The 23933-nt window shown below is 35.8% G+C and carries 22 protein-coding genes; 11 read left to right on the top strand and 11 right to left on the bottom strand.

Annotated features, from left to right (window positions below; translation table 11 throughout):
• Positions 1-152 precede the first annotated feature (152 nt).
• Positions 153-1211, bottom strand: coding sequence for a YedE family putative selenium transporter (yedE, locus tag CCON33237_RS01725; RefSeq protein WP_054196128.1), 1059 nt, complete (start codon positions 1209-1211; stop codon positions 153-155).
• Between the two features lie 135 nt (positions 1212-1346).
• On the opposite strand from yedE, the gene CCON33237_RS01720 reads away from it, so the two are divergent.
• Both CCON33237_RS01720 and CCON33237_RS01715 read left to right on the top strand, forming a co-directional pair.
• Entirely contained in the window at positions 1347-2546 is a 1200-nt protein-coding gene (locus CCON33237_RS01720; protein WP_054196127.1) for a molybdopterin molybdotransferase MoeA, read from the top strand.
• 17 nt (positions 2547-2563) lie between these two features.
• Positions 2564-3565 (top strand): TerC/Alx family metal homeostasis membrane protein, encoded by a 1002-nt coding sequence (locus CCON33237_RS01715; protein ID WP_081004421.1) that lies wholly within the window; start codon positions 2564-2566, stop codon positions 3563-3565.
• A gap of 119 nt (positions 3566-3684) precedes the next feature.
• Here CCON33237_RS01715 and CCON33237_RS01710 read toward each other — a convergent pair whose 3' ends face one another.
• The 9 genes from CCON33237_RS01710 to CCON33237_RS01670 all read right to left on the bottom strand — a co-directional run bounded on the left by CCON33237_RS01710 (position 3685) and on the right by CCON33237_RS01670 (position 14470).
• On the bottom strand, positions 3685-4248 hold the full coding sequence (locus tag CCON33237_RS01710; RefSeq protein WP_054196126.1) for a MotE family protein: 564 nt from the start codon (positions 4246-4248) through the stop codon (positions 3685-3687).
• Complete coding sequence (locus CCON33237_RS01705) at positions 4248-4625, bottom strand: flagellar export protein FliJ (protein WP_234402264.1); 378 nt, start codon at positions 4623-4625, stop codon at positions 4248-4250. Before CCON33237_RS01705 ends, CCON33237_RS01710 begins: the two co-directional genes overlap by 1 nt.
• A gap of 41 nt (positions 4626-4666) precedes the next feature.
• Positions 4667-5917: an adenylosuccinate synthase gene (locus CCON33237_RS01700; protein WP_054196124.1), complete on the bottom strand. Its 1251-nt coding sequence runs from the start codon at positions 5915-5917 to the stop codon at positions 4667-4669.
• A gap of 2 nt (positions 5918-5919) precedes the next feature.
• Positions 5920-6786, bottom strand: coding sequence for an ATP phosphoribosyltransferase regulatory subunit (locus CCON33237_RS01695; protein WP_054196123.1), 867 nt, complete (start codon positions 6784-6786; stop codon positions 5920-5922).
• Positions 6779-10882: a diguanylate cyclase domain-containing protein gene (locus CCON33237_RS01690; protein WP_054196122.1), complete on the bottom strand. Its 4104-nt coding sequence runs from the start codon at positions 10880-10882 to the stop codon at positions 6779-6781. The genes CCON33237_RS01695 and CCON33237_RS01690 overlap by 8 nt, the downstream gene beginning before the upstream one ends.
• A gap of 146 nt (positions 10883-11028) precedes the next feature.
• Positions 11029-11658 carry an NAD(P)H-dependent oxidoreductase gene (locus CCON33237_RS01685; RefSeq protein ID WP_054196121.1) on the bottom strand — a complete coding sequence of 210 codons (630 nt, stop codon included), beginning with the start codon at positions 11656-11658 and terminating at the stop codon, positions 11029-11031.
• A 92-nt stretch (positions 11659-11750) separates the two neighbouring features.
• Positions 11751-12773, bottom strand: a complete 1023-nt coding sequence (gene selD, locus CCON33237_RS01680; protein WP_390622017.1) for a selenide, water dikinase SelD — start codon at positions 12771-12773, stop codon at positions 11751-11753.
• Positions 12770-13372, bottom strand: coding sequence for a sulfurtransferase-like selenium metabolism protein YedF (yedF, locus tag CCON33237_RS01675; protein WP_054196119.1), 603 nt, complete (start codon positions 13370-13372; stop codon positions 12770-12772). Before yedF ends, selD begins: the two co-directional genes overlap by 4 nt.
• Before the next feature lie 150 nt (positions 13373-13522).
• Positions 13523-14470, bottom strand: coding sequence for a formate dehydrogenase subunit gamma (locus CCON33237_RS01670; RefSeq protein WP_054196118.1), 948 nt, complete (start codon positions 14468-14470; stop codon positions 13523-13525).
• 398 nt (positions 14471-14868) lie between these two features.
• On the opposite strand from CCON33237_RS01670, the gene CCON33237_RS01665 reads away from it, so the two are divergent.
• Positions 14869-15465 (top strand): DJ-1/PfpI family protein, encoded by a 597-nt coding sequence (locus CCON33237_RS01665; RefSeq protein ID WP_054197369.1) that lies wholly within the window; start codon positions 14869-14871, stop codon positions 15463-15465.
• Positions 15466-15875: 410 nt separating this feature from the next.
• Here CCON33237_RS01665 and nspC read toward each other — a convergent pair whose 3' ends face one another.
• Positions 15876-17015 (bottom strand): carboxynorspermidine decarboxylase, encoded by a 1140-nt coding sequence (nspC, locus tag CCON33237_RS01660; protein WP_054196117.1) that lies wholly within the window; start codon positions 17013-17015, stop codon positions 15876-15878.
• An 83-nt stretch (positions 17016-17098) separates the two neighbouring features.
• On the opposite strand from nspC, the gene CCON33237_RS01655 reads away from it, so the two are divergent.
• The 8 genes from CCON33237_RS01655 to CCON33237_RS01620 all read left to right on the top strand — a co-directional run bounded on the left by CCON33237_RS01655 (position 17099) and on the right by CCON33237_RS01620 (position 23856).
• The gene (locus CCON33237_RS01655; RefSeq protein WP_054196116.1) at positions 17099-17320 is read left to right on the top strand and encodes a MoaD/ThiS family protein; all 222 of its coding nucleotides are present in this window, start codon (positions 17099-17101) and stop codon (positions 17318-17320) included.
• A 1-nt stretch (position 17321) separates the two neighbouring features.
• Entirely contained in the window at positions 17322-17756 is a 435-nt protein-coding gene (locus CCON33237_RS01650; protein ID WP_054196115.1) for a molybdopterin synthase catalytic subunit, read from the top strand.
• 12 nt (positions 17757-17768) lie between these two features.
• On the top strand, positions 17769-18230 hold the full coding sequence (locus CCON33237_RS01645) for a hypothetical protein (RefSeq protein WP_054196114.1): 462 nt from the start codon (positions 17769-17771) through the stop codon (positions 18228-18230).
• A gap of 213 nt (positions 18231-18443) precedes the next feature.
• Positions 18444-20297: a TonB-dependent receptor domain-containing protein gene (locus tag CCON33237_RS01640; protein WP_054196113.1), complete on the top strand. Its 1854-nt coding sequence runs from the start codon at positions 18444-18446 to the stop codon at positions 20295-20297.
• Positions 20298-20308: 11 nt separating this feature from the next.
• Positions 20309-21274, top strand: a complete 966-nt coding sequence (locus CCON33237_RS01635) for an ABC transporter substrate-binding protein (RefSeq protein ID WP_054196112.1) — start codon at positions 20309-20311, stop codon at positions 21272-21274.
• Positions 21271-22068: an ABC transporter permease gene (locus tag CCON33237_RS01630; protein WP_054196111.1), complete on the top strand. Its 798-nt coding sequence runs from the start codon at positions 21271-21273 to the stop codon at positions 22066-22068. Before CCON33237_RS01635 ends, CCON33237_RS01630 begins: the two co-directional genes overlap by 4 nt.
• Positions 22068-22757: an ABC transporter ATP-binding protein gene (locus CCON33237_RS01625; protein ID WP_054197368.1), complete on the top strand. Its 690-nt coding sequence runs from the start codon at positions 22068-22070 to the stop codon at positions 22755-22757. The genes CCON33237_RS01630 and CCON33237_RS01625 overlap by 1 nt, the downstream gene beginning before the upstream one ends.
• A complete protein-coding gene (locus CCON33237_RS01620; protein WP_054197367.1) occupies positions 22750-23856 on the top strand; it encodes an NnrS family protein in 1107 nt (368 codons plus the stop codon). The genes CCON33237_RS01625 and CCON33237_RS01620 overlap by 8 nt, the downstream gene beginning before the upstream one ends.
• Positions 23857-23933 lie beyond the last annotated feature (77 nt).

Raw genomic sequence — 23933 nt, 5'->3', positions numbered from 1 at the left:
AAACAAAATGCATTACTATTGCCGCTAAAAAATTTTAAGATTAAGGCTAGTATTTTAATGATCACACACCAACGTGAGCTTTTTAAACTTTTTGATGAAATAATAAATATAAAAAGTGAGTAAATTTGACTGCAAAGGCAGCCAAATTTATATTATGCTTTTTTAGTAAAAACTCCGACATAAATAGCATAGATAAAGCCGATCGCTACGGCATATGGAGCGTAAGGAGTGATGCCATCTCCTGAGCTTGCAAGTATGAAGTTGTGGCTTATCGCGGCACCTGCTCCCATGCCTAAAACAAATACAGCTGAGCTTAAATTTCCAGCTCCCATTTGCACTAAATGTTTGCCTGGGCAGCCATAACTTAGGCTAAAGCAAAGACCAGCCAAGCTCATGCCTAAGAAATTCCAAAGAACATCATTATGAGCGATAGGTTGAGCTTCAAAGCCAAATTTATATTGTCCAAGAACTAAATTTGTGATACTTGCAAAAACGATGATAGATACAATGCCATAAAACATTGAAAGATCACGCTCAAAAACTTTACTAATCGCTCCAACCGAGCAAAATTTGCTTCTTTGCATAAAAATGCCAATAACAATGGCGCAAATAAGTGAGATAAAGATATTTGCGTGCTGTGAACCTGGGCCTTTTTCTGAGCTAAATAAAGCACCATTATCGCCAAGCTTTAAGCCAAAGACAAGGGCTGCTAAAAGCAAAATAGCAATGATTAATGGCAAAAATGCAACTGGTTTTGTAGTGGCATCATTTTCAGGTATAACGTAACCATTTTTCTTGAAAAATCGTCCAACAAAAACGCCGGCAAATAGACCGACAAGACCAGCAATAGCAGTCATATCTCCGCCGCCAAGGCGCAAAAACGCTCTCCATGGGCAACCCAAAAAGATAAGGCAACCAATCATAGCAAACACACCTAGGAAAAATCTAGAAAATGCTGCACTGCCAGATACTGGAGTAAAATTTCTGCTCCAAAGCAGGCTAGCTAAAAAGCCTCCAATGATAAGCCCTAAAATTTCAGGCCTTAGATACTGTACCACTTTGGCTTGATGAAAACCAAAAGCACCTACACTATCTCTTAAAAAGCAAGCCGCGCAAACGCCCATGTTTGCTGGGTTGCCAAAATAAACAAGCACTGGGCCAAGAATGCCAAGGCTTGCACCTGCAATGATGTAAAGCACTGTTTTATTCATAAATATTCCTGTGTATAGAGTAAAATCAAACTGATTTCTTAAACGACATTTTAATAATCATTAAATAAAACAAAGATTAATTTTTTTAAGAGCAAAGTAGATAAAATATGCAAAAATTTCATAAAAGGGTTAATAATGAAAGATTTTATGAGTTATGCAGATAGCCTAAAAATTTTAAAAGATACTATAAACGAGTGGGATAAGATCGAAAAAGTGGCCATTACGGACGCACTTGATAGAAATATCGCCTACGATGTGACAGCCGCTGAAAATTACCCAGCAAAGCCAGTTTCAGCGATGGATGGATACGCTTTTGCCTTTAAAGATGGTCTAAGCGAGCTTGAGCTCATCACAGACCTACCTGCTGGAAGCGACAAAGGACTAGTCATAGAGGGTAGTAAATGTGTAAAAACTTTCACTGGCTCACTAATGAGCGAAGGCACTGATACTCTTGTGCCAGTAGAAAATGTCGAGGTTGTCGGATCAAAAATACTCATCAAAAAGAGCGTGCCAAAGGGCTTTGCCGTGCGTGAAGTGGGTGAGAGCTACAAAAAAGGTGAAATTTTAATCAAAAAAGGCACTCGTCTAACCTACTCCGAAATAGCACTTCTTGCTGAGCTTGGCCACTTTCACATAAGCGTTTTCATACGCCCAAGAGTGGCGATACTTGCAACTGGTAGCGAGATAAAAGACCTTGGCGAGCCATTAGAAAATCCAGCACAAATTCATAGCTCAAATCACGTAGGCATCGCTATGCAGATACTCAAAATGGGTGCAGAGCCGGTCCTTTGCGAGATCGTAAGAGACAAGGCCGAGCTTGTCGAAAAAGCGATAATAAACGCACTAAAATCAGCTGATATATTAGTGACAACTGGTGGCATAAGTATGGGGGACTATGACTTTGTAAAAGGCGCTTTAAATGAAAATTTTAGTCTTATCATCGAAGGTGCTGCCATAAAACCGGGCCGTCATATCAGAGTGGCAAAATCAGGCGACAAATATATCTTTGCACTGCCAGGATTTCCGTACTCGGCAATGGTTATGTGTGTGCTTTACGTGAGGGTCTTAATAAATGCGTGGTTTGGTCAAGAAGAGCCAAAGATCACGGCGATAATGGACGAAGACTATAAAAAGCGTTCGCCATTTTTAGAATTTACGGCTGTAAATTTAGAAAATCGTGAAGGAAAAAATTTTGTAAATCTAAATGGCAAAAAGCTTGGCAGTTCAGCGATAGTAAATAATTTAACAAACAAGGCTGCACTTTTAATGATCCCAATGGATAAAGAAATTCTCAAAAAAGGCGAGATAGTAGAAGTATTGATGATGCCTTGTTAAAATTTTAAGGATAAAAGTTGAACGCATTAGAAATTCAAACAATTATAGTTTTTCTGCTAATGGCATCACTTGCCTTTGGAATAGATCTTTTTGCTCATAAACATGATGAGAAAATTTCACTAAAACAAGCTGGCATTTGGTCTATCTTTTGGATAGGAGTTTCAGTACTTTTTGGCATATATTTATATTTTGAGCGAGGCAGTGAGATAGCAAGTCTTTATTTTGCAGGATATGCGCTAGAAAAATCTCTCTCGGTAGATAATCTTTTTGTGATGATGGCGATTTTTTCATGGTTTAAGATACCTGAAATTTACCGCCACAGAGTGCTTTATTTTGGCGTTATAGGAGCTATGATATTTAGGCTCATCTTTGTAGCCGTAGGTACGATGCTTTTTGCCATCTCACCTTGGATGGAGCTAATATTTGCAGCAATAGTCGCATATAGTGCCGTAATGATGATAAAAAAAGATAAGTGCGATGAAGATATAAAAGATTATTCAAACCACATAGCTTATAGGGCAGTTTATCGCTTCTTTCCGGTTTTACCACAGCTTTTTGGACATAGCTTTTTTGTTAAATTTAGCGAAATTTCTAAGCAAATTTCAGATAGTCAAAAAACTACTCTTAACGATCAAATTTTAAGGCTAAAAGCCACTTGGATAGCAACACCATTATTTTTGTGTCTTTGCGTGATTGAGCTAAGCGATGTGATATTTGCTTTTGATAGCGTTCCAGCCGTCATTGCTGTGAGCAAAGATCCTGTGATTGTTTATTCAGCAATGATATTTGCGATACTTGGGCTAAGAACGCTTTATTTTGTGCTTGAAGCACTCAAAAATTTTTTAAAGTATTTAGAAATTTCTGTGATCGTGCTTTTGTTTTTTATCGTAGCAAAGCTAGCTGTAAATGCGACTACTCATATCTTTCATCACGGATTTGAAATTTCTGCACAAATTAGCCTTTTTATCATTCTAGCCATCCTTGGAGTTGGTGTCCTAGTAAGTTTGGTTAAAAAATAACTACCATAAAAGTATACAAGCTAAAGCTAGATGAGCTTAAAATTAAAAATTTATAAGCAAGTGCTTTATATTTTGGTGTCTAAATTTTTTAAAATTTTGTTTGCTTGTGCAAAAATTTATTACTGTATATTTATGCTACCGGCTGGAGTTGGCATATCGCCTTTTTCATCAGCAAATGGTGGTCCTTTTTGAAGCAAAGTAGTGATCTCAGATGCTACTTTTGGATCCATTTTCGCCATGATGGTTGATATCTTTTTGGCATCAAGGGCATAAAGTATGGTGGCTGCGTTTAATCTAGGCATTTTAGAGAGTACCTCAGCTGCCGCGCCATCTTTCATCTTAGAATACGACTCATTGACTTTATCGCTAGTCATTGTGCGAAGTTCTTTTAAAATTTTTTCATTTTTGGCGACCACTTCATCGATCTCTTTGCGTTTTTGCTCGATCACTTTCATTGTCGCATTTAGGTCAGCTTCTTTTTTGGCAAGTTTTTTATTATTTTCTTCATAGGCTGCTGCCGAGCTTGCGCGAAATACCTCTAAAGCTTGGCGCTGTTCATCTATAATCTCAAGTTCCTTTGAAATTTCTTCTTTTCTGGCCTCAAAAATTTGTGTGCAATCAACAGGCACTTCATAGCAAAATGCAAAATTTAGGACCGCAAAAAATAACAAAAATCCTCTCATCACTGCTCACTTTTAGTAACAAATTTCATCACAGCAAACTCGTCAAGTGCAAGTGCTTCAGCCTTTTGTATGCGTTTTATCTCTTTTTTGAACTCTTCTTTTTCTAGATATTTCATCTTTTCGTACTCTAAATTTGCATTTTTATATTTATGCTCGTAATGCAAAACTTCTTTGTTGGCTATTTCAAGGCTCTCTTTGCAAGCATTTAGCTCCTGCCTTGTTATATTTATCAGCTCTAAATTTTCCTTTAGTTCGCCTATATTGCCACTTTTTGGCAAAACAAACTCGCCAAGTTTAGCTCTTAAACGCGATAAATTTTCTTCAAAATTTCTCACATTAAGCCTGGCAACGGCGAGCTTGGCCTCTACTTTGTCCATTTCTTGCTTTTTTACACGAACAATAGAGGTAAATTTGCTTTTCATCTAATGATTGTATCACTTCTTTCAGGGCTTGTTGAGATATAGCCGATCTTTACGCCAGTTAGCGCTTCTATTCTCTCAATATAAGCTCTTGCGTTTGCTGGCAAATCTTCATATTTGCTTATGCCTTTTACGCTATCCCAGCCTGCGAGTTCCTCGTAAATAGGAGTTGCATTTTCAAGATCTGTCGGCATATAATCGATAGTTTCACCGTTATATTGATAAGCTTTGCAAATTTTTACCACTTCAAATCCATCAAGTACATCAAGCTTCATAAGCGCATAAGTATCGACACCGTCAAGCCTTGAAGCATATTTTACACTCACAGCATCAAACCAGCCACAACGTCTGCGGCGACCTGTTGTTGTGCCAAATTCCTTACCAATATCACACATCTTATCGCCACTCGTGCCTTTATCTTCTGTTGGGAAAGGGCCAAAGCCAACACGAGTCGTATATGCCTTTATGACGCCTATTACTTCACCGATTTCTTTTGGATTTAGTCCAAGACCTGTGCAAGCACCTGCACTTATGGTATTTGAGCTAGTTACGTATGGATATGTGCCATGGTCGATATCTAAAAGCGTGCCCTGAGCGCCTTCAAGTAATACCTTTTTATTTTCATCAAGTGCCTTCCATACTAGGTTTGTAGTATTTGCGATAAATGGAGCTAAAACCTCTTTATATCTTTTTAGCTCTTCAAGCAATTCGTTCTCATTAGGAATTTTTACACCAAGTGCGTCAAATACGCATTTATTTGTCTCAAAATCATGCATCAAAGCATCGCACAAACGCTCTGGCTCAAGTAGCTCGCCTACTCTGTGACCGCTTCTACTTATTTTATCAGCATAAGTTGGTCCTATGCCTTTGCCAGTAGTACCGATTGCTTTTTCGCCTTTTAGTCTCTCTTTTGCTTGATCGATTTGGCTATGATAGCTTAGATTTAAATGTGCTTTATCGCTAATATAAAGCCTTCCTTCTAAATTTTCAAACTGAGCCATTTCAGTGATTAACACTTCTGGACAAACAACAACGCCATTGCCAATGATATTTATAATATTTTTATGCAAAATTCCGCTTGGAACAAGATGAAGCGCGTATCTAACGCCATCAACCCAGATCGTATGGCCAGCATTATGACCACCCTGTGAGCGACAAATCATATCATAGTTTAGTCCTAGCATATCAACTATCTTGCCTTTACCCTCATCACCCCATTGAACTCCAACTACTAAATCAGCCTTTCTCATTCTTACTTCCTTAAATTAATTTTTTCTTCTATCAATGCATCTGTATAAACAGCAAAACCACTATTTATTTTTCCGTCTATTTCGTAGCTACCGCCACTTGCTATTATGCTGTTATTTCTTAAAAATCTAAAAAATAAACTATCGTAATATCTCATTTTCGAGTAATATAGCGGAACTATTCTTAAATTTTTATATTCTAAATCGCTGGCTAAATTCCTTAAATTTTCAAGCGGTTCTTTTAGTTTGCTTGGAGAAATTTTAATCACCTCATCCAGTTCATCAACTGACTTTAAAAGAGCAAGAGCACTTAGCCATGGAACATTTTGAGATAAAATTTTCTCCATTTGTCCATTTTCAAAAATTTCAATAGGCACGCTTAAAATTTCACAAATCACTCTTGGAATTTGTATATTGCTCACTTGCAAAAATGTATCCATTTTTAGCTCATTAAGAAGCTTTGCTACGATATTTATGCTTTTTAAAACATCATTTTCACCGATTAGCTCGGCTCCGATTTGATAAATTTCTTGGCTTGGATAGCGAAAGACTGGCTGGATATAAAACCATCTTTTTGATTCGTTTGCTTTTAACCTTCTAAGCACGATCCTTACAGTATCTACCGTGCTATCAGCCCTTAGACTTATCTCGTGATTTAGGCTGTCGCTAAAACGCAAAAGATTTGTAGCATCTACACTTAAATGTTGATGATATGAAAAAAATGGTGTGACGATCTCGCTAAAGCCTTCTTTTTCTAAAATTTCACTAGCTTTTTGTTCGATTTGCCTCTTTAGCTTTGCGCTACCAGCAAAGTAGAGTTTGCTTCCATTTGGAATTTCATGCTCATAAACATTTAAAACATTTTCATTCATTATTTTTGTTCGCTCCACTTAAATTTAGATCATTATCGCATAATAAAATTGCCTCATTAGCTAAATTTATTACATTCTCTTTGTCTATTTTTACAAGGATCGTATCTAAAATTTCAGCTAATTTTTCATTTATTATTCTGATATCATCTACTTGATTTGCTATTTCGTCTTTTAATTTTTCGCTTACTTTTTCATCGCATTTAAGCAAATTTATCAAACGAGTCATAAGCTCTTTTGCACCTACTATTTTGCAAAGCATATTGTAGTTCTCATCATCTTGAAAATTTCTTACATTTAGCGGAGATGATAGAGCAAATTTAAATTTGAGCACATCATCCAGGCTAAGCTCTGGCGCAAAAAGCCGCCCTTGAAATCTACTAAATCCAAATCCAACAAAAATTTCAAGCATGCTTTTATCTTCTAAATTTTTTATCATGACATCAAAATCAAATGTATCTGATACATACTTTATCATGCGTATTGTCTTTAGCGCTTCTACTGAATCAAAAATCTGTTTGCAAAATCTTTTATCTATATTAAATCTATTTATTTTTAACATGCCTAAAGCTTCTACCGAGCCTGAATAAGACGCAAAATCATCAAGCGAAAAGCTAACGCCTAGCTCCTTATAAGCATCGATATATCTAACAACATCATCTAAATTTACGCCACTTGCGGAGTCAACGATGTCTATGATTAGCCCACTAGTATCTAGTTGTTCATCTTCTAAAAGCTTTTTAAATTTCTCAAAAAACTCAGAAGTCATTAGCTTTTTAATGCATAAATTTACCCTAACTTTTGCATTTATCCCCTCTTTTAGCCATACAGCCCTAGCTTTTAAAGCATCTTTTAGTGTAAATAATGCGATAGCCACAACTGCTTTTGAGCCTTTTGCAAGTGGTAAGAAATCTGATGGCCTTAATATCTTATCGCCATTTTTCCATCTAATAAATGCCTCAAAGCTGCTAACTTCCCCGCTTTTTATATCAATCTCAGGCTGATATAGTAAGAACATCTCGCCAGCATCGATAGCTTCAATGATCTTTGAGTCATCTCTATATTCATTTTTAAAATATGTATCTTTTTTCGAATTAAATACATAATATTTATTTTTTCCATTAAGCTTTGCTTGATACATAGCCCAATCGGCTCTTTCAATTAGATCATCAACGCTAAGCGCATCGCTACTTAAGCTAATACCAATACTTACGCTAAGTTTTTTTTCATCATCATCAATAGAAATTTTACTCTGACCCACTCTTAAGATGTTCTCAGCAGTCTCGTAAATTTCTCCCAAATTTTCATAAGGCATAGCACCTATAAACTCGTCCCCGCCTATTCTTGCAAATATTCCTTGTTTTGGAAAAATTTCATCTATTTTTTTTGAAATTTCTATTAGGATTTTATCGCCTACTTGATGTCCGTATCCGTCATTTATCGATTTAAAATTATCAAAATCAATATAAAATGCTGCTATTTTTAAGCTTTTTTTCGCTTGTTTTAGTAGATTTTCTAGCTTATTAAAAAGTAAAAATCTATTTGGTAGTCCAGTCAGCGTATCGTGATACGCGATAAATTCGAGATATTCTTTATTGTAGCAGTCATCATTTGCGCTTGAAGCTAACAATATATATCCCTCTTGATCGCCAAACGCGTTTAAAAGCTTGCTTATACTTATGACTTCAAGTCTATTTTTGCTTCGAACATCATGAATAAGACCTTGCCAAAAGCCAGTTATTTTAAGTGAATTTAAAATTTCATCTTTAATATCTTTTAGTCCGTTTTTAAAATTTATTATATCTTTTGAGTAAATTTTCTCTATAAAATTTTTATCTCTAGAAATGTTAAGCGTATCGAAAAAAGCGTCATTAGCATCTATGATCCTAAACTCATCATCAAGCATAATAATCTGCTCTTTTGCGTATGAGAAAATTTTTGCTAAAAGGTCTTGATAAGAAAAAAAGCTATTTTGCACACTAAGATCTTGCATTGTGCCCTTTATGACGCTTGCTTCACCATCATAAAAAGCTATTGCTTTTGCTCTAATCCTTACATAAATAATCTCTTTATCAGCTCTATAAAAACGCACTTCGCCATCATATACTTCACCTTTTTTTATAAGGTCAAAAAAGTCCTTAAAGCTTACAAATTCATCTACAAATATAGTTTTTGCGCGTTCAAAATTTATACTCATATCTCCATTTAATGCATATCCGAGCGACTTAGCAATAGCATTTGGGATATAAAGGGTGTCGCTTTTTTTATCCCATGAAAAGACAAGCGCTTGGCTTGCCCAAAGTATGCTTTGAAAATATTTTAATTCAGCATCGTATTTTTCTTGCAACTTTGCTATATCACTTAAGTCATTAAAAAAGTAAATGATCTTTCGCTCTTTATCAGCACCATTATCTATAAATTTTACTTTTATCTTAAATGGCGTTTTATTGTTTTCATTTGTTTGCATATTGGCTACGAGATTTATCTCGCTATTTTTGCTACCTTTTTCAAAGAATTTTTTAGATTCATTAGAAACATTTACAGCAAACTCATCTAAACTTTCAGGGCTTATTAGGTCTTTTAAATTTATAAGCTTCTTATCTTGCGGGACTTTAAAGACACTATCGATATTTTGAGTACTTCTTACGATAGAAAATGGATCGCTGCTTAATGCTTCTGCTATTACATTTGGCGATAAAAAGGAATAATCATTTATTGCTTCGTTATCCTTTTTCGTAAATTTTTCATCGTCAAGCTCGTGTATAAGCATAAAATTTAGCCTAGAATCCCTTAGCTCGATCTGCGACTCTTGTAAAAATCCCTCTTTAGTGCCGCCATCTTTTGTTTTTAGCTTGATTTTAAAACTTATATCGCTATTTTGAGCGTCTTGTTTCATTTGCATAAACAATGCAAAATCGCCATCTATTAAATCATTTAAATTTAGCTCTATAATCTCATCTTTTGTGTAGCCAATGGAAGACAAAAATGCATTACTAGCATCAATAATATCGCCGCTATAAGCATCATAAACTACTATTTTCAAAAAGCTTTGCTCAAAAATATAGCCAAATCTACTTTTGTATTCTTCTAGTCCATTAGTTGCTTTTCTGGTTTCTATCTTTAGTTTGTTTATTCCATTTTTTATATCTTCAAATTCTGTTACATTAAGGCTTCGTTTTATCTTGTATTCATCGCCATCTAAAGTATCTCTTACCTCTTTTAAAGCTGGCATTATTCTATTTTTTATAAATTTTACATCTCTAACCCATAAAAATATGGAAGATATAAAACAAAAGATCGATAGCCAAAATAACACAAACTGCATAAAGATATGAAAATGCTTCGTTGAAGCGGTAATAACAAAAATTTTATACTCTGGCATATAGCTTATGAGATAAAAGCTCATATGGCTTAAAGAAAATATTATTTTATCCTCTTTAAACTCATCGCCAAGACTCACATAAGGCAAAAACATCGACTCATCGAATTTTTTATAAAACTCATCTCTTGATAAATTTCCATATTTATCCACCAGATAAGCATAAGTTTTGCTTTTTTCATCGTAATCTACATTGGTGTAGCTTTGCAAAAATTTTATATCAATTTGAACTAAAATGCTGCCTCCATTTTTTAGCCCATAAGATGCATAAATGTCTCTAAAACGATTATTTTTATAGACACGATCTGATACTGTAAATTTCCCAGCATCTGTCTCGTTTAAACTAAGCTGAGATAGATCCTTTTCAGCTATGTCATCAGCACCTAAAAATCTCTTTGAATAGATTAAATTTCTATTTTTATCAAAAACATAAAAAGCTATATAAAGATCGTTTTTTGTTGAATTTTTATCAAATAGCATATCGCTAAGACCTGCTTCAACCATTTTTGATTTTAAAAATAGATCGTTTTTTATTATAAAAAAGCTATTTGAGATTGATGATTTTATATTTGAATTAGTTGAGCTAAGATCATACTTTATATCGTTCGTACCAGCACAAACTACAAATAATGCTAAAAATATAAATGAGAGTAAAAGTAAAATAGACTTTGTATAAAACATTTTTACTATTTGAAGGCTGGTTTTTTGTTTCTCAAGCACGATAGACACCTCGTTAGTTTAGGTTTTGGCTCTGATTTTATCCCATTTTTACTTGATTTGGGTTTATAAAAGTAAGTATTTATTTAGAATTTATTGATTTATTTAAAATTGAGCCAAAAATTTATTTAAAATTTGGCTCAAATATCTTAATAGATCCAAGTAACGATATCAGAAATTTCTCTGCGAAGTTTTTTTGGTTGTGGATTTAGACGGTAGCCAAATGGCACCATGATAGCCACTCTTTGAAAGCTCTCATCAAGCCCTAAAAGCTCATTTAAAGCGTGTCTGTCAAAGCCTTCTATCGGGCAACTATCAATGCCCAAACTCGCAGCTGCATTCATCATATTTGTGGCAATTATCATGCACTGCTCATGTGACCACTGAAATGTTAGCTCATCATCATTTTTAAAATTTGCTAGCAAAAAGTCATGATAAAATTTTTGCCTTACAGCAATTGCTTCAGGATCTTTATTAGTATTTCTAGCAATCATTTTATTAACGTATGCGCTTCCAAATTTTACCTCTTTGATCTTAGCTAAAACGATAACTAAATGTGAGCAAGATGTGATTTGCGCTTGATTCCATGAAAGAGCTTTTATTTTTTCTCTAAGCTCTTTATTTTGAACAACTAAGATATCCCACTGCTCAAGTCCAGTTGAGCTAGGACTTAACCTGCCAGCTTCTAGTATAAAATCAAACTCTCCAGCACCGATTTTTTTGCTTTCGTCAAAAACCTTGCAAGCATGACGAAATTTTAAAATTTCAAGATAATTCATCATCTCTCCTTTGTAGTTTTTGAAATTATAGAATGGTTAAGTAAATTAAAAGATTTCATTAACGCAATGAATAGCATGCTATTTTTAAAAATTTATCTTAAAAATATACCAAACTCGCTCTTTGGCACCGCAGAGCCAACAATAGCCGAGCTTTCATAACCTACTTCTTTTAAGCGTTTTACTGCAAGCATCGCGTCCTTTTCACCAACTGCAAGCAAAAGCCCACCAGAAGTTTGTGCGTCAAATAGTAAAATATCAGCTTCCTTGTCTATAAAATGCTTTGCAAATTCGCGGTTTTTATAGCTTCCCTCTGGAATGATGCCCATATCTGCAAATTCCTTTGCACTTGCAATGATTGGCACATTTTTTTCATAAATTTCAAAACTGATCTTTTCATTTAGCATTTCGCTTAAATGCCCCAAAAAGCCAAATCCAGTCACATCAGTAGCCGCATAGACTTTGATACCTTCAAGCGCTTTTACGGCGTATGAATTTAGCTGCGCCATGATAGTTACAGCCTCTTTTATCTGATCTATGCTTAGTAAATCAGCCTTTATCGCTGTACTTAAAATACCACTTCCAAGTGGTTTTGTAAGGATTAAAACATTGCCATTTGTGGCTGTATTATTTGCCCAAAATTTATCAGGATGCACCCTTCCAGTGACGCTAAGCCCATAATACATCTGCTGCGTCTCTATCGTATGTCCGCCAACTATGATACCGCCGCACTCTTTTACCTTATCGGCTCCACCTCGCAGAATTTCGCCCAAAATTTCAGGCGCGAGATTACAACTATCAAAGCCAACAATATTTAGTGCATTCATCACCTCACCGCCCATAGCAAAAACGTCGCTTAAGCTATTTGCAGCTGCGATCTGTCCATATATAAATGGATCATTTACCACAGGCGTTATAAAATCAAGCGTTTGAACCAATGCAAGGTCACTTGAAATTTTAAAAACGCTTGCATCTTCGTTTGAGTTAGTGCTTGAGAGTAGGTTTGGATGAGATAAATTTAAACTACTAATCGTTTTGTGTAGACCCGACGGGTCAAGCTTAGCAGCTCAGCCAGCGGCTCTAACAAACTGCGTAAGCTTTTTATCATGATAGATCATAGGCTGATCTGCTCGTGAGTTGAAAGTATATCAATGATCTCATAGGCATTTGAAATTTCACCAATTGCAAGATCGCTTACTAGTTTATATGACTCTAAGCAGCTCCCACAACTTAAAATTTGCACTCCAGCAGCTTCAAGGTCTTTAAGTGGTTTAAAGCTTGGATGTGAGCGATTTGTTGTCATTTTTACAGCATTATTTACACATATTATTATCTTTGGTTTTTTATCCACCTGAAGAAAAGCTCCAAGGAATTTTGCAAGTAAGCTTATACCAACATCGCCGCTTCCTGCGCGCTCGTCGTTTAGATAGAGAACTTTTTCGCTTTTTGGTGTGATATCGCAGACAAATTCATCAAAATTTGTAAGCTCAATTGCGTTTTTGCCTTTCGTGGCTAAAATTTTAGTCTCGTTGCCATTGTTTTCAAGGCTAAAATTTATATTTTGATTTTTTAAAAATCTTGAGATATTCTCTTTTGGTGCTAATGCATTTACTAAAATTTCCAAGTTGTCGCCTTCATTTAAGCCATCAAGCGCGTTTTTAGTCATGATGACTGGCTTTGGACATTCTAAATTTCTACAATCAATTGTTGTTGTCATTATTTTTCCTTTTGTGATTAGTATTTCAAACCTTGAAACTAGTTTGGATTATAGCCAAAAAATATTAATTATTTTAAAAATTTTAATGTATAAATTTGAGATAAAAGAGAGCTTTGACCTCGCTTACTAGCAAGGTCAAAGTAAAGTTAATTATTTTAAATTTGTATAAGACTTTTCATAATCAGATACTGGAATTTTATTCTCTCTAACGAGCTCTTGGTACCAGTAGTGATGAAGAACATAAACTTCTTCTTCCTCTTTATATCCAGTAATCATCGACCAAATAGCACCATGAATAGCAATAGCTGCCATATAAATATGAACTAAGAAAAATACTGCACATGCGATGCCAAGACAGTTATGGATAATTACGCTGTATCTTAAAAGATCAATTTGTGTAAGACCAAACCAAGAAGCAACCGCTGGCTCTTTGAAGTCTGTAAAATACATAATCGCGCCAGTAATTATCATAACGATACCACCAGGGATAGCGATCCAGTACCATGCCTTTTGACCAGCGTTAAATTTACCAGCAGGGACTGGTTTTTTCTTCTTTGATAGATAGCCACCAACTATCATCATCCATCTTATGTCATAAACAGCTGGAAGCATTCTGATAGTCCAAGCAAATAACATAGGAAGCACAGAAATAGCAAATATAATAGTCGCTATATCGTGCAAGTATCTACAGAAACGCACAAATGTGCCACCACCAAGCTCTGCACCCCACATGATGATGATGCCAGTTGGCACTAAGATGATCCAAGAGATCGCAGCTAAGCCGTGAGCTATACGTTCGATCAGTGAAAACGCAAATACTTTTTTGCCATCGTGACTAAAGTGTTTTGGTCCGATGATCAAGAAGTGTAGCACGAACGCGCCGATAACAGCTAAAATGATAGAAAGTGCAGCTATCGCGAAGTAGTCGTTGCCTTGTATAAAAGTAAATATCGGGCCCCAGCCATGCTCATAAGGCTTGATATTTTCTATCCTCTGTGCTGCCCAAATGGTGCTGTCAAATTGATTGACACCAGTTGGTCCTTCAATGGCCATTGCCGCAACGGACAATGTAAAAAGTAGAGTAAGAATTCTCGTCATTTTATTCCTTTATTTGCTAAAGCTTAAATGATTTAAGCTTTGGTTAAATATGCTAAAATCACACAGCTATGCCGTTTTGTGGCTATTATATCAGAGCTAATCACAAGCAAACCTTAGCAAAAAAGATTACTAAAATTTTTATAAAAAATATTTAAGTTTTGTTAATTTTGATAAACGCTGATATAAATTTTGAGCAGTAAAAATCTCAATTTTTCACCTAAAAACGTGGTTAAACTCAAATTTGGAAATAGTACTAAATAAATTTGAATATTTTTATCAAAAAGCCAATGCTTTATAAATTTAGCTTTTTAACTCAAAATACCTTTTTAAATTTATATTTTCTAAAAATTGAATTAAAATATCAAAAGCATTTTAGATCTCTAATAAAAGGCGAAGCAATGGACATTTACGCTCTTATCTTTGATGACTACGAGACGCTTGATCTTATGGGGCCGGTAGAGTTTTTAGCAAGGGTGCCTGGGATGAAGATAAGCTACGTCTCGTTTGATGGTGGGATGAAAAGAAGCAAGCAAGGCTTTTTTATAAAAACAAAAAAGCTTAGCAAGATGCCAAAAGAGAGCGTTTTGCTACTCCCTGGAGGTCAGGGCACAAGGGCGCTTGTAAATGATAGTGAGTTTATCTTAAAGCTTAAAGAGTGCGTTTTGGCATCTCAAATTTGCCTAAGTGTATGCACTGGCTCGGCTCTCATCGCTCGCACTGGAGAGCTTGACAGCCTTAAGGCTACCTCAAACAAAAGATCGCTTGAGTGGGTAAAAAGTTGCGGCAAGGCTGTAAAATGGCAAGAGCGCGCTAGGTGGGTGAGAGCAGGTAAGTTTTACACAGCTTCAGGCGTCGCTGCTGGCATGGATATGGTGCTTGGCTTTATCGGCGATCATTTTGGCAAGGAGCTAGCCCAAAATATCGCAACCGAAACCGAATACAACTGGCAAAAAAGCTCAAAGATAGATAAATTTGCCAAAATTTATGGGTATTAAATTTTAAAATTCTAGATAAAGTCAGAAAATTACTAAATTTAGCGATCAAATTTCGATTTTAAATTTAAAAAGATAGCAAGCAAAATATCTTTAGCAAGAAGCGTCAAGATAAAATTTGTAGAGAATAAATTTAAATCAATTTGCAGCTTGCAGTCTAAATACAAATTCGCCAAATCCAAATTTAGTAAGTTTAAATTTTAAAATAAAAATATCTTTACCAAAAATGCCACCAAGATAAATTTGTAGAAACTAAATTTATTCCATCTTTTTATATTTTATATTAAAGACAAATCCAAAATGTTTAGGGCTGAAATTTAGGCGGCAGTTCAAATGCATTTTGGCAAAATTGGCAAGGTAGATAAATTTGACCTAAATTTAAAAAGCCAAATTTACCTTCAAAAAGCAAAATTCTAGTTTCTACGCCTATACTCTTCGTAGCCTAGCTCTCTAATCATCTTGATCTCGCCATTTTCTTTTAGAAGTAGAAGATCAGGCAGTTTTATGCCGTTAAATGTCGTGTTTTTCACGATAGTGTAGTGAATTTGATCTTCAAAGATGACTCGGTCGCCAATTTTTAGCTCGCTATCAAATTTATACTCCGCATCGCCCGCTTCAAGCCCTACTATATCACCTGCTAGGCAGGTATTGCCGCCAAATCTATAAGCAAATTTACCATTTTTACTCTCACATCTAACAGCTGGGCGGTAAGGCATGAGCACAGTATCAGGCATGTGTGCTTCGGCCGAGGTGTCAAGGATGGCTATGTCTTTTTCGTTATGCACGATGTCAAGCACGCTGCTTATCAAAAAGCCAGTCTGCCAGCCCACAGCCTCACCAGGCTCCAGATATACCTCTACGCCGTATTTTTTGCGAAAGCGCCTAATGATATTTATAAGTAGCTCAACGTCGTAATCAGCCCTCGTGATGTGGTGACCGCCGCCCATATTTATCCACTTCATCTTTGGGATAAACTCGCCAAATTTCTCTTCAAACGCTTCCAGTACGATCTGCAAGCTGCTCGCACTCTCCTCGCAAAGTGCGTGAAAATGAAGCCCACTAATACCATCAAGAAGCTCAGGCTTAAAATTTACCCTTGTAATGCCAAGCCTGCTAAATTTACCGCATGGATTATAGCTGTCAGTTGGGGCTAGCGAGACCTCTGGATTTACGCGTAGGCCGCAGATTATGCCATTTTGCAGGGCAATACCCTTGAATTTTTGCCACTGTGCAAAAGAGTTAAATGTGATGTGTTTCGAAATTTTTAAAATTTCATCAAAATCCTCATCCTTAAAGGCTGGACTATAAGTATGAATCTCGCCTTTTACGTATTCGTTTGCAAATTTTGCCTCATGAAGCCCACTACAAGTCGCGCCATCAAGATAAGAGCCCACCATATCCATCACTCCACTAAATGCAAAGCCCTTAAGTGCTACTAAAATTTTGGCTCCGCTTTGTTCTTTGACGTATTTTAAAAGCTCCAAATTTTTACGTACTTTTGCCTCTTCGCAGACATAGGCTGGGGTTTTTATTTTCTTTAAATTTTCCTTCATTTTCTCTCACTTTTTAAATTTTCAAATAAGTATATCTAAATTTATTTTTAAGTAAAATCACCAAAAATTTCAAAGGATAAAATGTGATAGAGATCGAATTTCTTGGGCCTATCGGGCTTGAGAGTATAAAAATAGAAGCAAAAAATTTAGGCGAGGTAAAAGCGGCTTTAAGCGATAAAGAGGAGCTAAAAAAATGGCTAAATATTTGTGCAGTCGCCGTAAACGATGAGATCGTAAGTGATATAAATTTTACCCTTAAATCAGGCGATAAAATTTCTATCTTACCGCCAGTTTGTGGGGGTTAAGATGCAAATTTATAACGGAAGCTTGGATGTCCAAAGAATCACAAACGAGTGGTATGATAGGTTTAAGGATAAAAACTGCGGCGCGCTCATCACTTTTGTTGGAATTGTAAGAGAAGAAGGTGGCATTTCGGCACTTAGCTTTGACATCTATGAGCCAATACTTAAAAAATGGCTCGAAGCTTGGGAAGAGAGAGCCAAAAAAGAAAATGCCTACGTGCTCTTTGCTCACTCAAAAGGCGATGTGGCAGTGCATACGAGCTCATATGTAGCAGGCATTGTGAGCCCTCAAAGAAAGGTCGCACTAAGGCTTATAAACGAATTTGTCGAGGACTTTAAGGCCAATGCACCGATCTGGAAATACGACGTGATAAATGGCGAGAGAATTTATGCAAAAGAACGCAGCCAAGCGATAAATGGTGCTGGGATTTTAGCTTAGTAAGGAGATATGGTGATAACAAAAGAGAGTAAAAAAGATCTATTTTTAACATTGGCGTTTGGCGTTGGGCTATTTATATTTAGCATTTTTGGCTACTTTTATTTAGCTCTTGGCACGCCATCTCTTCTTGGTATCATTGTCGGTGCTCTCTCGGCATTTTTTTGTATCAGAAAAATTTTACAAAACAACTTTTTGCGTATTAATGATGATGGATTTATCATCACAAAAGGATCAAAAAACATCAAATTTTACTTTAAAGATATTGATGAGATAGCCATTAGGAGCTTTGGCGATAAGAAAAAAGTGGAAACTTTAAGCGTAAAATTTAGAAAAAATCGTCTTGATAGAGATGCTTGTTTTGGCCTAGTACAGCCTATTGGTGATGACATGATCATTATTTTTGACAAATACGAACTTTCAAAATTTACCATCTCAAAAGAGCTAAGAGATAGGCTTAGTAAATTTAAAGCCTAGTTTGTTCATGCCCTATTTTACTACTTAAAACTTTATATTTTTTGGCAGCCTTGTAAAAAATAAATAATTTAATATTCCTCCATTTTCTATGGTTTTTAAAAATTAAAATTTTATTTTATTTTTAAAATAATGATTTATATCAACTCTTATAAATAAATTTAGTATTAGAATTATGATAAAAAAAATCATAATTATATTTTAAAAGGAGTTTTTATGAGGCCCATTTTAAGCCTGGCAGTTTTTTCATCGCTGCTTTTAGCAAATGAAGCAAATTTAGACATTATAAAGCCTATTAGAGAATTTGCACCGCCACCAGTCATCACACCAAATGTTGCACAAAGCGCCTTTGTAGAAAATCAATTTGACCGCACTCAAAGAAGTGAATACCCATTTGTTACGAATTTGCTTGACAGCTCAGCTGATATGTTTCATATTTCAGCTGGAATGTATGGCAAAAGCTTTTACAACTCATCGCTTTTTAAATATCGCGGCGCAAATTTTTATACCATTTTAAACGCAAATTTCACCAAAGCAAATAACTACAAAGATGGCAGTGGCAAAAGATGGGACTATGGCTACAACAGACAAGGTCAAAGCGCTATCTTAGGTTTCGTACCAAATGAGCTTAGCGAGCTTAGGCTTACTTTTTTAAGGGACAATATCGATAAAGATAAGCAACCAGAGCATGCAATGGATGCTTTTAAAACAACCAGAAAAGTCGGCAAGCTAAATATTCGCTTGGGTGAAGAAGATCTATCAAACACACTAAATCTTGAGCTTGCTGTAAAAAAGGTTGAGCGAAAAGCTGATAATTTTCATCTAAGAGATGCCACTCCAAATGTGAAAGTGGATTTAAAGAGAAATATATTTGAGGCAAATTTAAAGTATGACGCTGACTTTGCAAGCTTTCACAATCAAATAGGCACTGGCTTTGAAAAAGATAAACATGACGGCAAAAGATACATGAAGCAAGGCAACAACTGGGTCTTTAACGGATACAGATTTGCTGATGTTAGAAATGATAAATTTATGCTCTTTGACACACTCGCTTATAAATTTAATGAAGCAAATGAAGCTTCTCTTGCCTTAAAATATGAAGAGCAAAGAAGTAAATTAAATGGCATCGACACTAAATTTTTTGCACCAAATCCGATCGCACCTAATACCACTCGCAAATTAGTTCGTCAAATTTACGGTGAGGACGTAAGTGACAAGATCAAAAAAGACGCTTTTAGCGCAAGTTTAAAATATAAATTTACACCAAACGACAAGGATAGCTATTTTGCAAAACTTGAGAGCTTATCTCGCTTGCCAAGTAATATGGAGCGTTTTAATGCACTTTATGGTGCAGGCGATAATGGCTGGATAGCAAATCCGAATTTAGAGCCAGAAAGGCACAATAGAGCAGTTCTTGGCTTTAAATTTGGCAGCCAGTTTTACAAAGAATACCTAAACTCTTTACAAAACAAAGATGCATTTAGCTTTGGAGGACATTTCATCGCTGATAGCGTTAAAAATTTGATCATTTTTGATAGACGCCACTCAAAAGCTACGATGCCGCTAAATAAAAATGCCGTCATCTCAAGAAACGTTGATGCAACGCTTTATAGTGTAAATTTAAACTCAGAATATAGCTTTGCAAGGCACTTTGGCTTAAAAAGCTCACTTTACTACAACTACGGACAAAACAAAACCGATGGCAGACCGCTTTATCAAATAAGACCTTTTGAGGCAAATTTTGCATTTGACTACAAAGACTATGCAAGCTTTGGTAGCTACAACCTTGGCACTGCGCTAAGGCTAGTTTCAAAGCAAACTAGAGGCGATTTCAGCAAGCAAAATGGCCTAGGTATCGACAAAAAAGAAGCTGCAAAAGGATTTGGTTTGCTTGATCTTTATGGCGGCGTAGAGTTTAAAAATAAAGTTGGCATAAGATTTGGCGTAGCAAATTTATTTGATAAAGATTATGCGGAATTTATCAGCGGTGATCACGTGGCAGCACTTGATCCAGTAGTCGTTCATGCCCCTGGCAGGACATTTTTCATTAGTTTCCACAGCAGTTTTTAAAGGAGAAAAATATGCTAGATAGAAGAAAATTTTTAGGACTTAGCACAGCTTTAGGCGTTAGCGCATTTGCACCAAATTTATTTGCAAAAGAGAGCTTTACTATGTGGGGCGCACCAGCGATCCCAAGCGTTATCATGGCAGTTGCTGCGCTGCAAGGGGAGCTAAATAAAACTTATGATGTAAGCCTAAATATCTGGAAAACACCAGATCAGCTTCGTGCAGGCGTAGCTAGTGGAGATATTAAAGTCACAATGTCACCATCAAATGTCGCTGCAAATTTAAGAAACCAAGGGCTTGATTTTGCTATGTTAAATTTACTGACTCTTGGCGTAATGAACGCTATGGTTAAGGATGAAAAGATCAAAAATTTAGAAGATTTTGTAGGCAAAAAGCTAGTCATGCCATTTCGAGGTGATATGCCTGATCTTGTCCTAAGGGCACTTTGCAAGAAGCGAGGTATAGACGTTAGCAAGATAGATATCACTTATACAGCAACGCCTCCAGAGGCACTGCTTTTATTTTTACAAAAAGATTTTGACGTTTTAATAGTTCCACAACCTCTTGGCGAAGCGACTATTTTGCGCGGTAAAAAAGCAGGCGTTAGCGTGCATTACTCAGTTGATTTTCCAAAAATTTGGGGCGAGAGTTTTGGTACAAAACCGATAATCCCAATGGCTGGCATTATCGTAGAAAGAGGCTTTTACGAGAAAAACTTAAGTCTATTTGACACGCTTCATAGCGATCTTAAAAATGCACTTTCATGGATACTTGAAAACAAACAAAGTGCAGCAAAGATAGGCTCAAGCTACTTGCCAGCTCCAGAAGTAGCACTTGCAAATGCCTTTGACAAGGCAAATCTAACAGTAACAAAAGCAAATGAACTACAAAATGAGATCATGGCGTTTTTTGAAGAAATTTATCAGTTTAATCCAAAATTTCTAGGTGGCAAGATGCCAGATAAAGGTCTATTTTTATGATACTAATTGATGGCATTAAAAAAGATCGCTCAAGCTTTTTAAAAATAATTGACTATTTTTGGGGCGGATTTAGCGGATTTGCCGTAGTTTTTTTGATCTTAGCCATTTGGCAAGTGGGAAGCGAGTTTAGCTCCCCACTCTTGCTTCCGCCACCAAAAGATGTATTTTTAAAAGCCTGTGAAATTTTAAAAGATTACAAAAACAGCGAGATAAACATAACTCTTTGCAGATCACTGATTGGAGTTTGCTCGGCAACATTTTTTGGTATATTTTTAGGGCTAATAGCAGGTAGCTTTAAAAGTTTTGCAGCCTTTTTAAAGCCTGTTATTACCTTGCTTTTGTCGATGCCACCGATTATTTGGATAGTGCTTGCTATTTTTTGGTTTGGATTTGGAAATTTTAGTACCGTTTTTACTATCTTTATAACCGTTTTACCGCTTACTTTTGCAAGCTCAGCAGTTGCTATGAGTAGCGTAGATGAGGAGCTAAAAGAGATGTTTGACGCTTATAATCTAGGAATTTTAAAAAAGATAAGACACCTTTACATCCCACATCTTACGAGCTACATAATAAGCTCTATTAGCGTAGCTGTCGCAATGGGTGTAAAGATAGTCATAATGGCTGAGCTACTAGGTGCAAATAACGGCATGGGAGCAAAGATAGCAAATGCAAGAGCAATGCTTGAAACAACCGAGGTAATGGCGTATGTTCTTTTAAGCATCACTCTTATCATGCTCTTTGAATACCTCATCATCGAGCCACTAAAAATAGCTTTGATGCCTTGGAGAAGATGATGCTTGAGCTTAAAAATGTAGAGTATGAAATTTTAAGAGATAAGGTCGTAAGGAATTTTAGCCTAAATGTAAAAGGTGGCGAGGTAGTGACGCTTTTTGGGCCATCTGGATGTGGCAAAACGACGATACTTCGGCTTATTAGCGGACTAAATGAGCCTAGAAAAGGGAAAATTTTTAATAGCTTTAAAAAGACTACATATTTTTTCCAAGAAAATCGCCTACTTACATGGAAAAATGCTCTTGAAAATGTGCTTTTAGTTATGGATAAACCAGACATTAACGCCGTTTTAGAGCTTTTTAAAAAGGTTGGACTAAGTCAAAAGGACACTTTAAAATACCCAAGTGAGCTAAGCGGTGGCATGAGACAAAGGGTCGCTTTCGTAAGAGCGGTCGTGACAAAACCTGATCTACTTTTGATGGATGAGCCTTTTTCTGGGCTTGATTATGATATGAAAGAAATTTTAATTGAAATTATTGGCCAAAGAGTGAGCGAAGGTATGAGTGTAGTTCTTGTCACGCACGATAGAATGGAAGCTGTGAAGATGTCAAATAGAATTTATTTCCTATCAAGTAAAGGTGCAGTCATACAAAGAGAACTTGAAATAGACAAAGATTTCAAAGAGCGCGATTTTACGTTTATTAGCAAGATGATAGATGAAAATTTCAAAGGGCAAATTTATTATGATTAATAACTTTTTTACTCATCCTATGAGGATATTTTTCTTAATGAGTGCCGCCTGTGCGGTTCTTGGTGCTAGTGTGTTTTTTACTCCAACTGATTTTGTGAGTTTGCATAAATTTATATTTTTGCAACTTTTTTTAGCGCTTGCTTATGCTGGATTTTTGCTAACTGGACTAACTGATTGGACAAATTTTCAAGCATCTTTAAAAATACACGCCTATATATTATTTTCACTCTTTTTCATAAGCTTTATATTGGCATTTTTTAGCCTATTTTTAGCACACTGCTTTATCGCTCTTTTTTGGTTTTACTTGGTTTTGCTTTGTGTTTATATGATCTGGCGAGATAAAAATGATGATCAATTTGGCGTGCTTGGCTTTTTGTTTGGTATTTTAGGCTTTGAAATTTATTATCTAATAAGTGGCAATGAAAAATTTTTAAATTTACAAGTCTTTATCCACGTGATCGCTATCTTACTCATCTCATACCGCGTTAGTGTCGTACTTGGAAAAGAAGCGTTAAAAAGAGAAAAAGGTATGGATGAAGCTGTTTTTGTGCCAAATTTTATCTATAAAAATATCGCTATCTGCTGCGTTTGTACTTTTTTACTTTTAAATATATTTTTTGAAGCAAGCATGGGTGTCTATTATGCTGCGGTAGCTTGTGGAAGCGCGGTACTTGCAAAGCTTAAAGAGTGGCACTATAAAGAGCTTTTTAGGCATAGCTTTGTACTTTTATACTATTTTATGCAACTATTTTTAGCGATTGGATTTTTAGGGATCGGCTTTAGCGGTATTTTTGGGCTCCATCTTGAGACAAATTTTATGCATCTAATAGCGATAAATGCAGTAGTTTTTAGTGTGATGCTTATATTTAATGTTGCAGGACTTCGTCACAGCGGACAAGAACTTGAGTTTTTACGCCTTAGTAGAATTGCTTTTATTTTAGTTCTTTTAGCTGGCATTAGTAGAGGAATTTTGGCTTATTTTTGGAGTGGCTTTTATATCCATTTGCCAGCAACGCTCATAGCGATCGCTTTTATATTTTGGCTCATAAATTTTTATGTGATCTTTAGAGATAACGATTTTAGCGATGATCCAGAGTAAGAAGCTATTAAAAATTTATTCATTAATTAAAAAGAGATTTTAAGTCTTTTTTGAAGTAAGTGGGTATATAATTTGCG

The sequence above is a fragment of the Campylobacter concisus genome, assembly GCF_001298465.1.
Taxonomy (GTDB): Bacteria; Campylobacterota; Campylobacteria; order Campylobacterales; family Campylobacteraceae; genus Campylobacter_A; species Campylobacter_A concisus.
The sequence above is the reverse complement of the archived record's forward strand: the minus strand, read 5'-3'. Positions and strand labels throughout refer to the sequence as shown.

Bases quoted from the DNA above. Each gene is read 5' to 3' on its own strand.
- CCON33237_RS01670 (WP_054196118.1), bottom strand. From the start codon at position 14,470: ATGACGAGAATTCTTACTCTACTTTTTACATTGTCCGTTGCGGCAATG.
- CCON33237_RS01640 (WP_054196113.1), top strand. From the start codon at position 18,444: ATGAGGCCCATTTTAAGCCTGGCAGTTTTTTCATCGCTGCTTTTAGCA.
- CCON33237_RS01630 (WP_054196111.1), top strand. From the start codon at position 21,271: ATGATACTAATTGATGGCATTAAAAAAGATCGCTCAAGCTTTTTAAAA.
- yedF (WP_054196119.1), bottom strand. From the start codon at position 13,372: ATGACAACAACAATTGATTGTAGAAATTTAGAATGTCCAAAGCCAGTC.
- CCON33237_RS01625 (WP_054197368.1), top strand. From the start codon at position 22,068: ATGCTTGAGCTTAAAAATGTAGAGTATGAAATTTTAAGAGATAAGGTC.
- CCON33237_RS01720 (WP_054196127.1), top strand. From the start codon at position 1,347: ATGAAAGATTTTATGAGTTATGCAGATAGCCTAAAAATTTTAAAAGAT.
- nspC (WP_054196117.1), bottom strand. From the start codon at position 17,015: ATGAAGGAAAATTTAAAGAAAATAAAAACCCCAGCCTATGTCTGCGAA.
- CCON33237_RS01705 (WP_234402264.1), bottom strand. From the start codon at position 4,625: ATGGACAAAGTAGAGGCCAAGCTCGCCGTTGCCAGGCTTAATGTGAGA.
- CCON33237_RS01710 (WP_054196126.1), bottom strand. From the start codon at position 4,248: ATGAGAGGATTTTTGTTATTTTTTGCGGTCCTAAATTTTGCATTTTGC.
- CCON33237_RS01635 (WP_054196112.1), top strand. From the start codon at position 20,309: ATGCTAGATAGAAGAAAATTTTTAGGACTTAGCACAGCTTTAGGCGTT.
- CCON33237_RS01665 (WP_054197369.1), top strand. From the start codon at position 14,869: ATGGACATTTACGCTCTTATCTTTGATGACTACGAGACGCTTGATCTT.
- CCON33237_RS01700 (WP_054196124.1), bottom strand. From the start codon at position 5,917: ATGAGAAAGGCTGATTTAGTAGTTGGAGTTCAATGGGGTGATGAGGGT.
- CCON33237_RS01620 (WP_054197367.1), top strand. From the start codon at position 22,750: ATGATTAATAACTTTTTTACTCATCCTATGAGGATATTTTTCTTAATG.
- CCON33237_RS01650 (WP_054196115.1), top strand. From the start codon at position 17,322: ATGCAAATTTATAACGGAAGCTTGGATGTCCAAAGAATCACAAACGAG.
- CCON33237_RS01685 (WP_054196121.1), bottom strand. From the start codon at position 11,658: ATGAATTATCTTGAAATTTTAAAATTTCGTCATGCTTGCAAGGTTTTT.
- yedE (WP_054196128.1), bottom strand. From the start codon at position 1,211: ATGAATAAAACAGTGCTTTACATCATTGCAGGTGCAAGCCTTGGCATT.
- CCON33237_RS01695 (WP_054196123.1), bottom strand. From the start codon at position 6,786: ATGAATGAAAATGTTTTAAATGTTTATGAGCATGAAATTCCAAATGGA.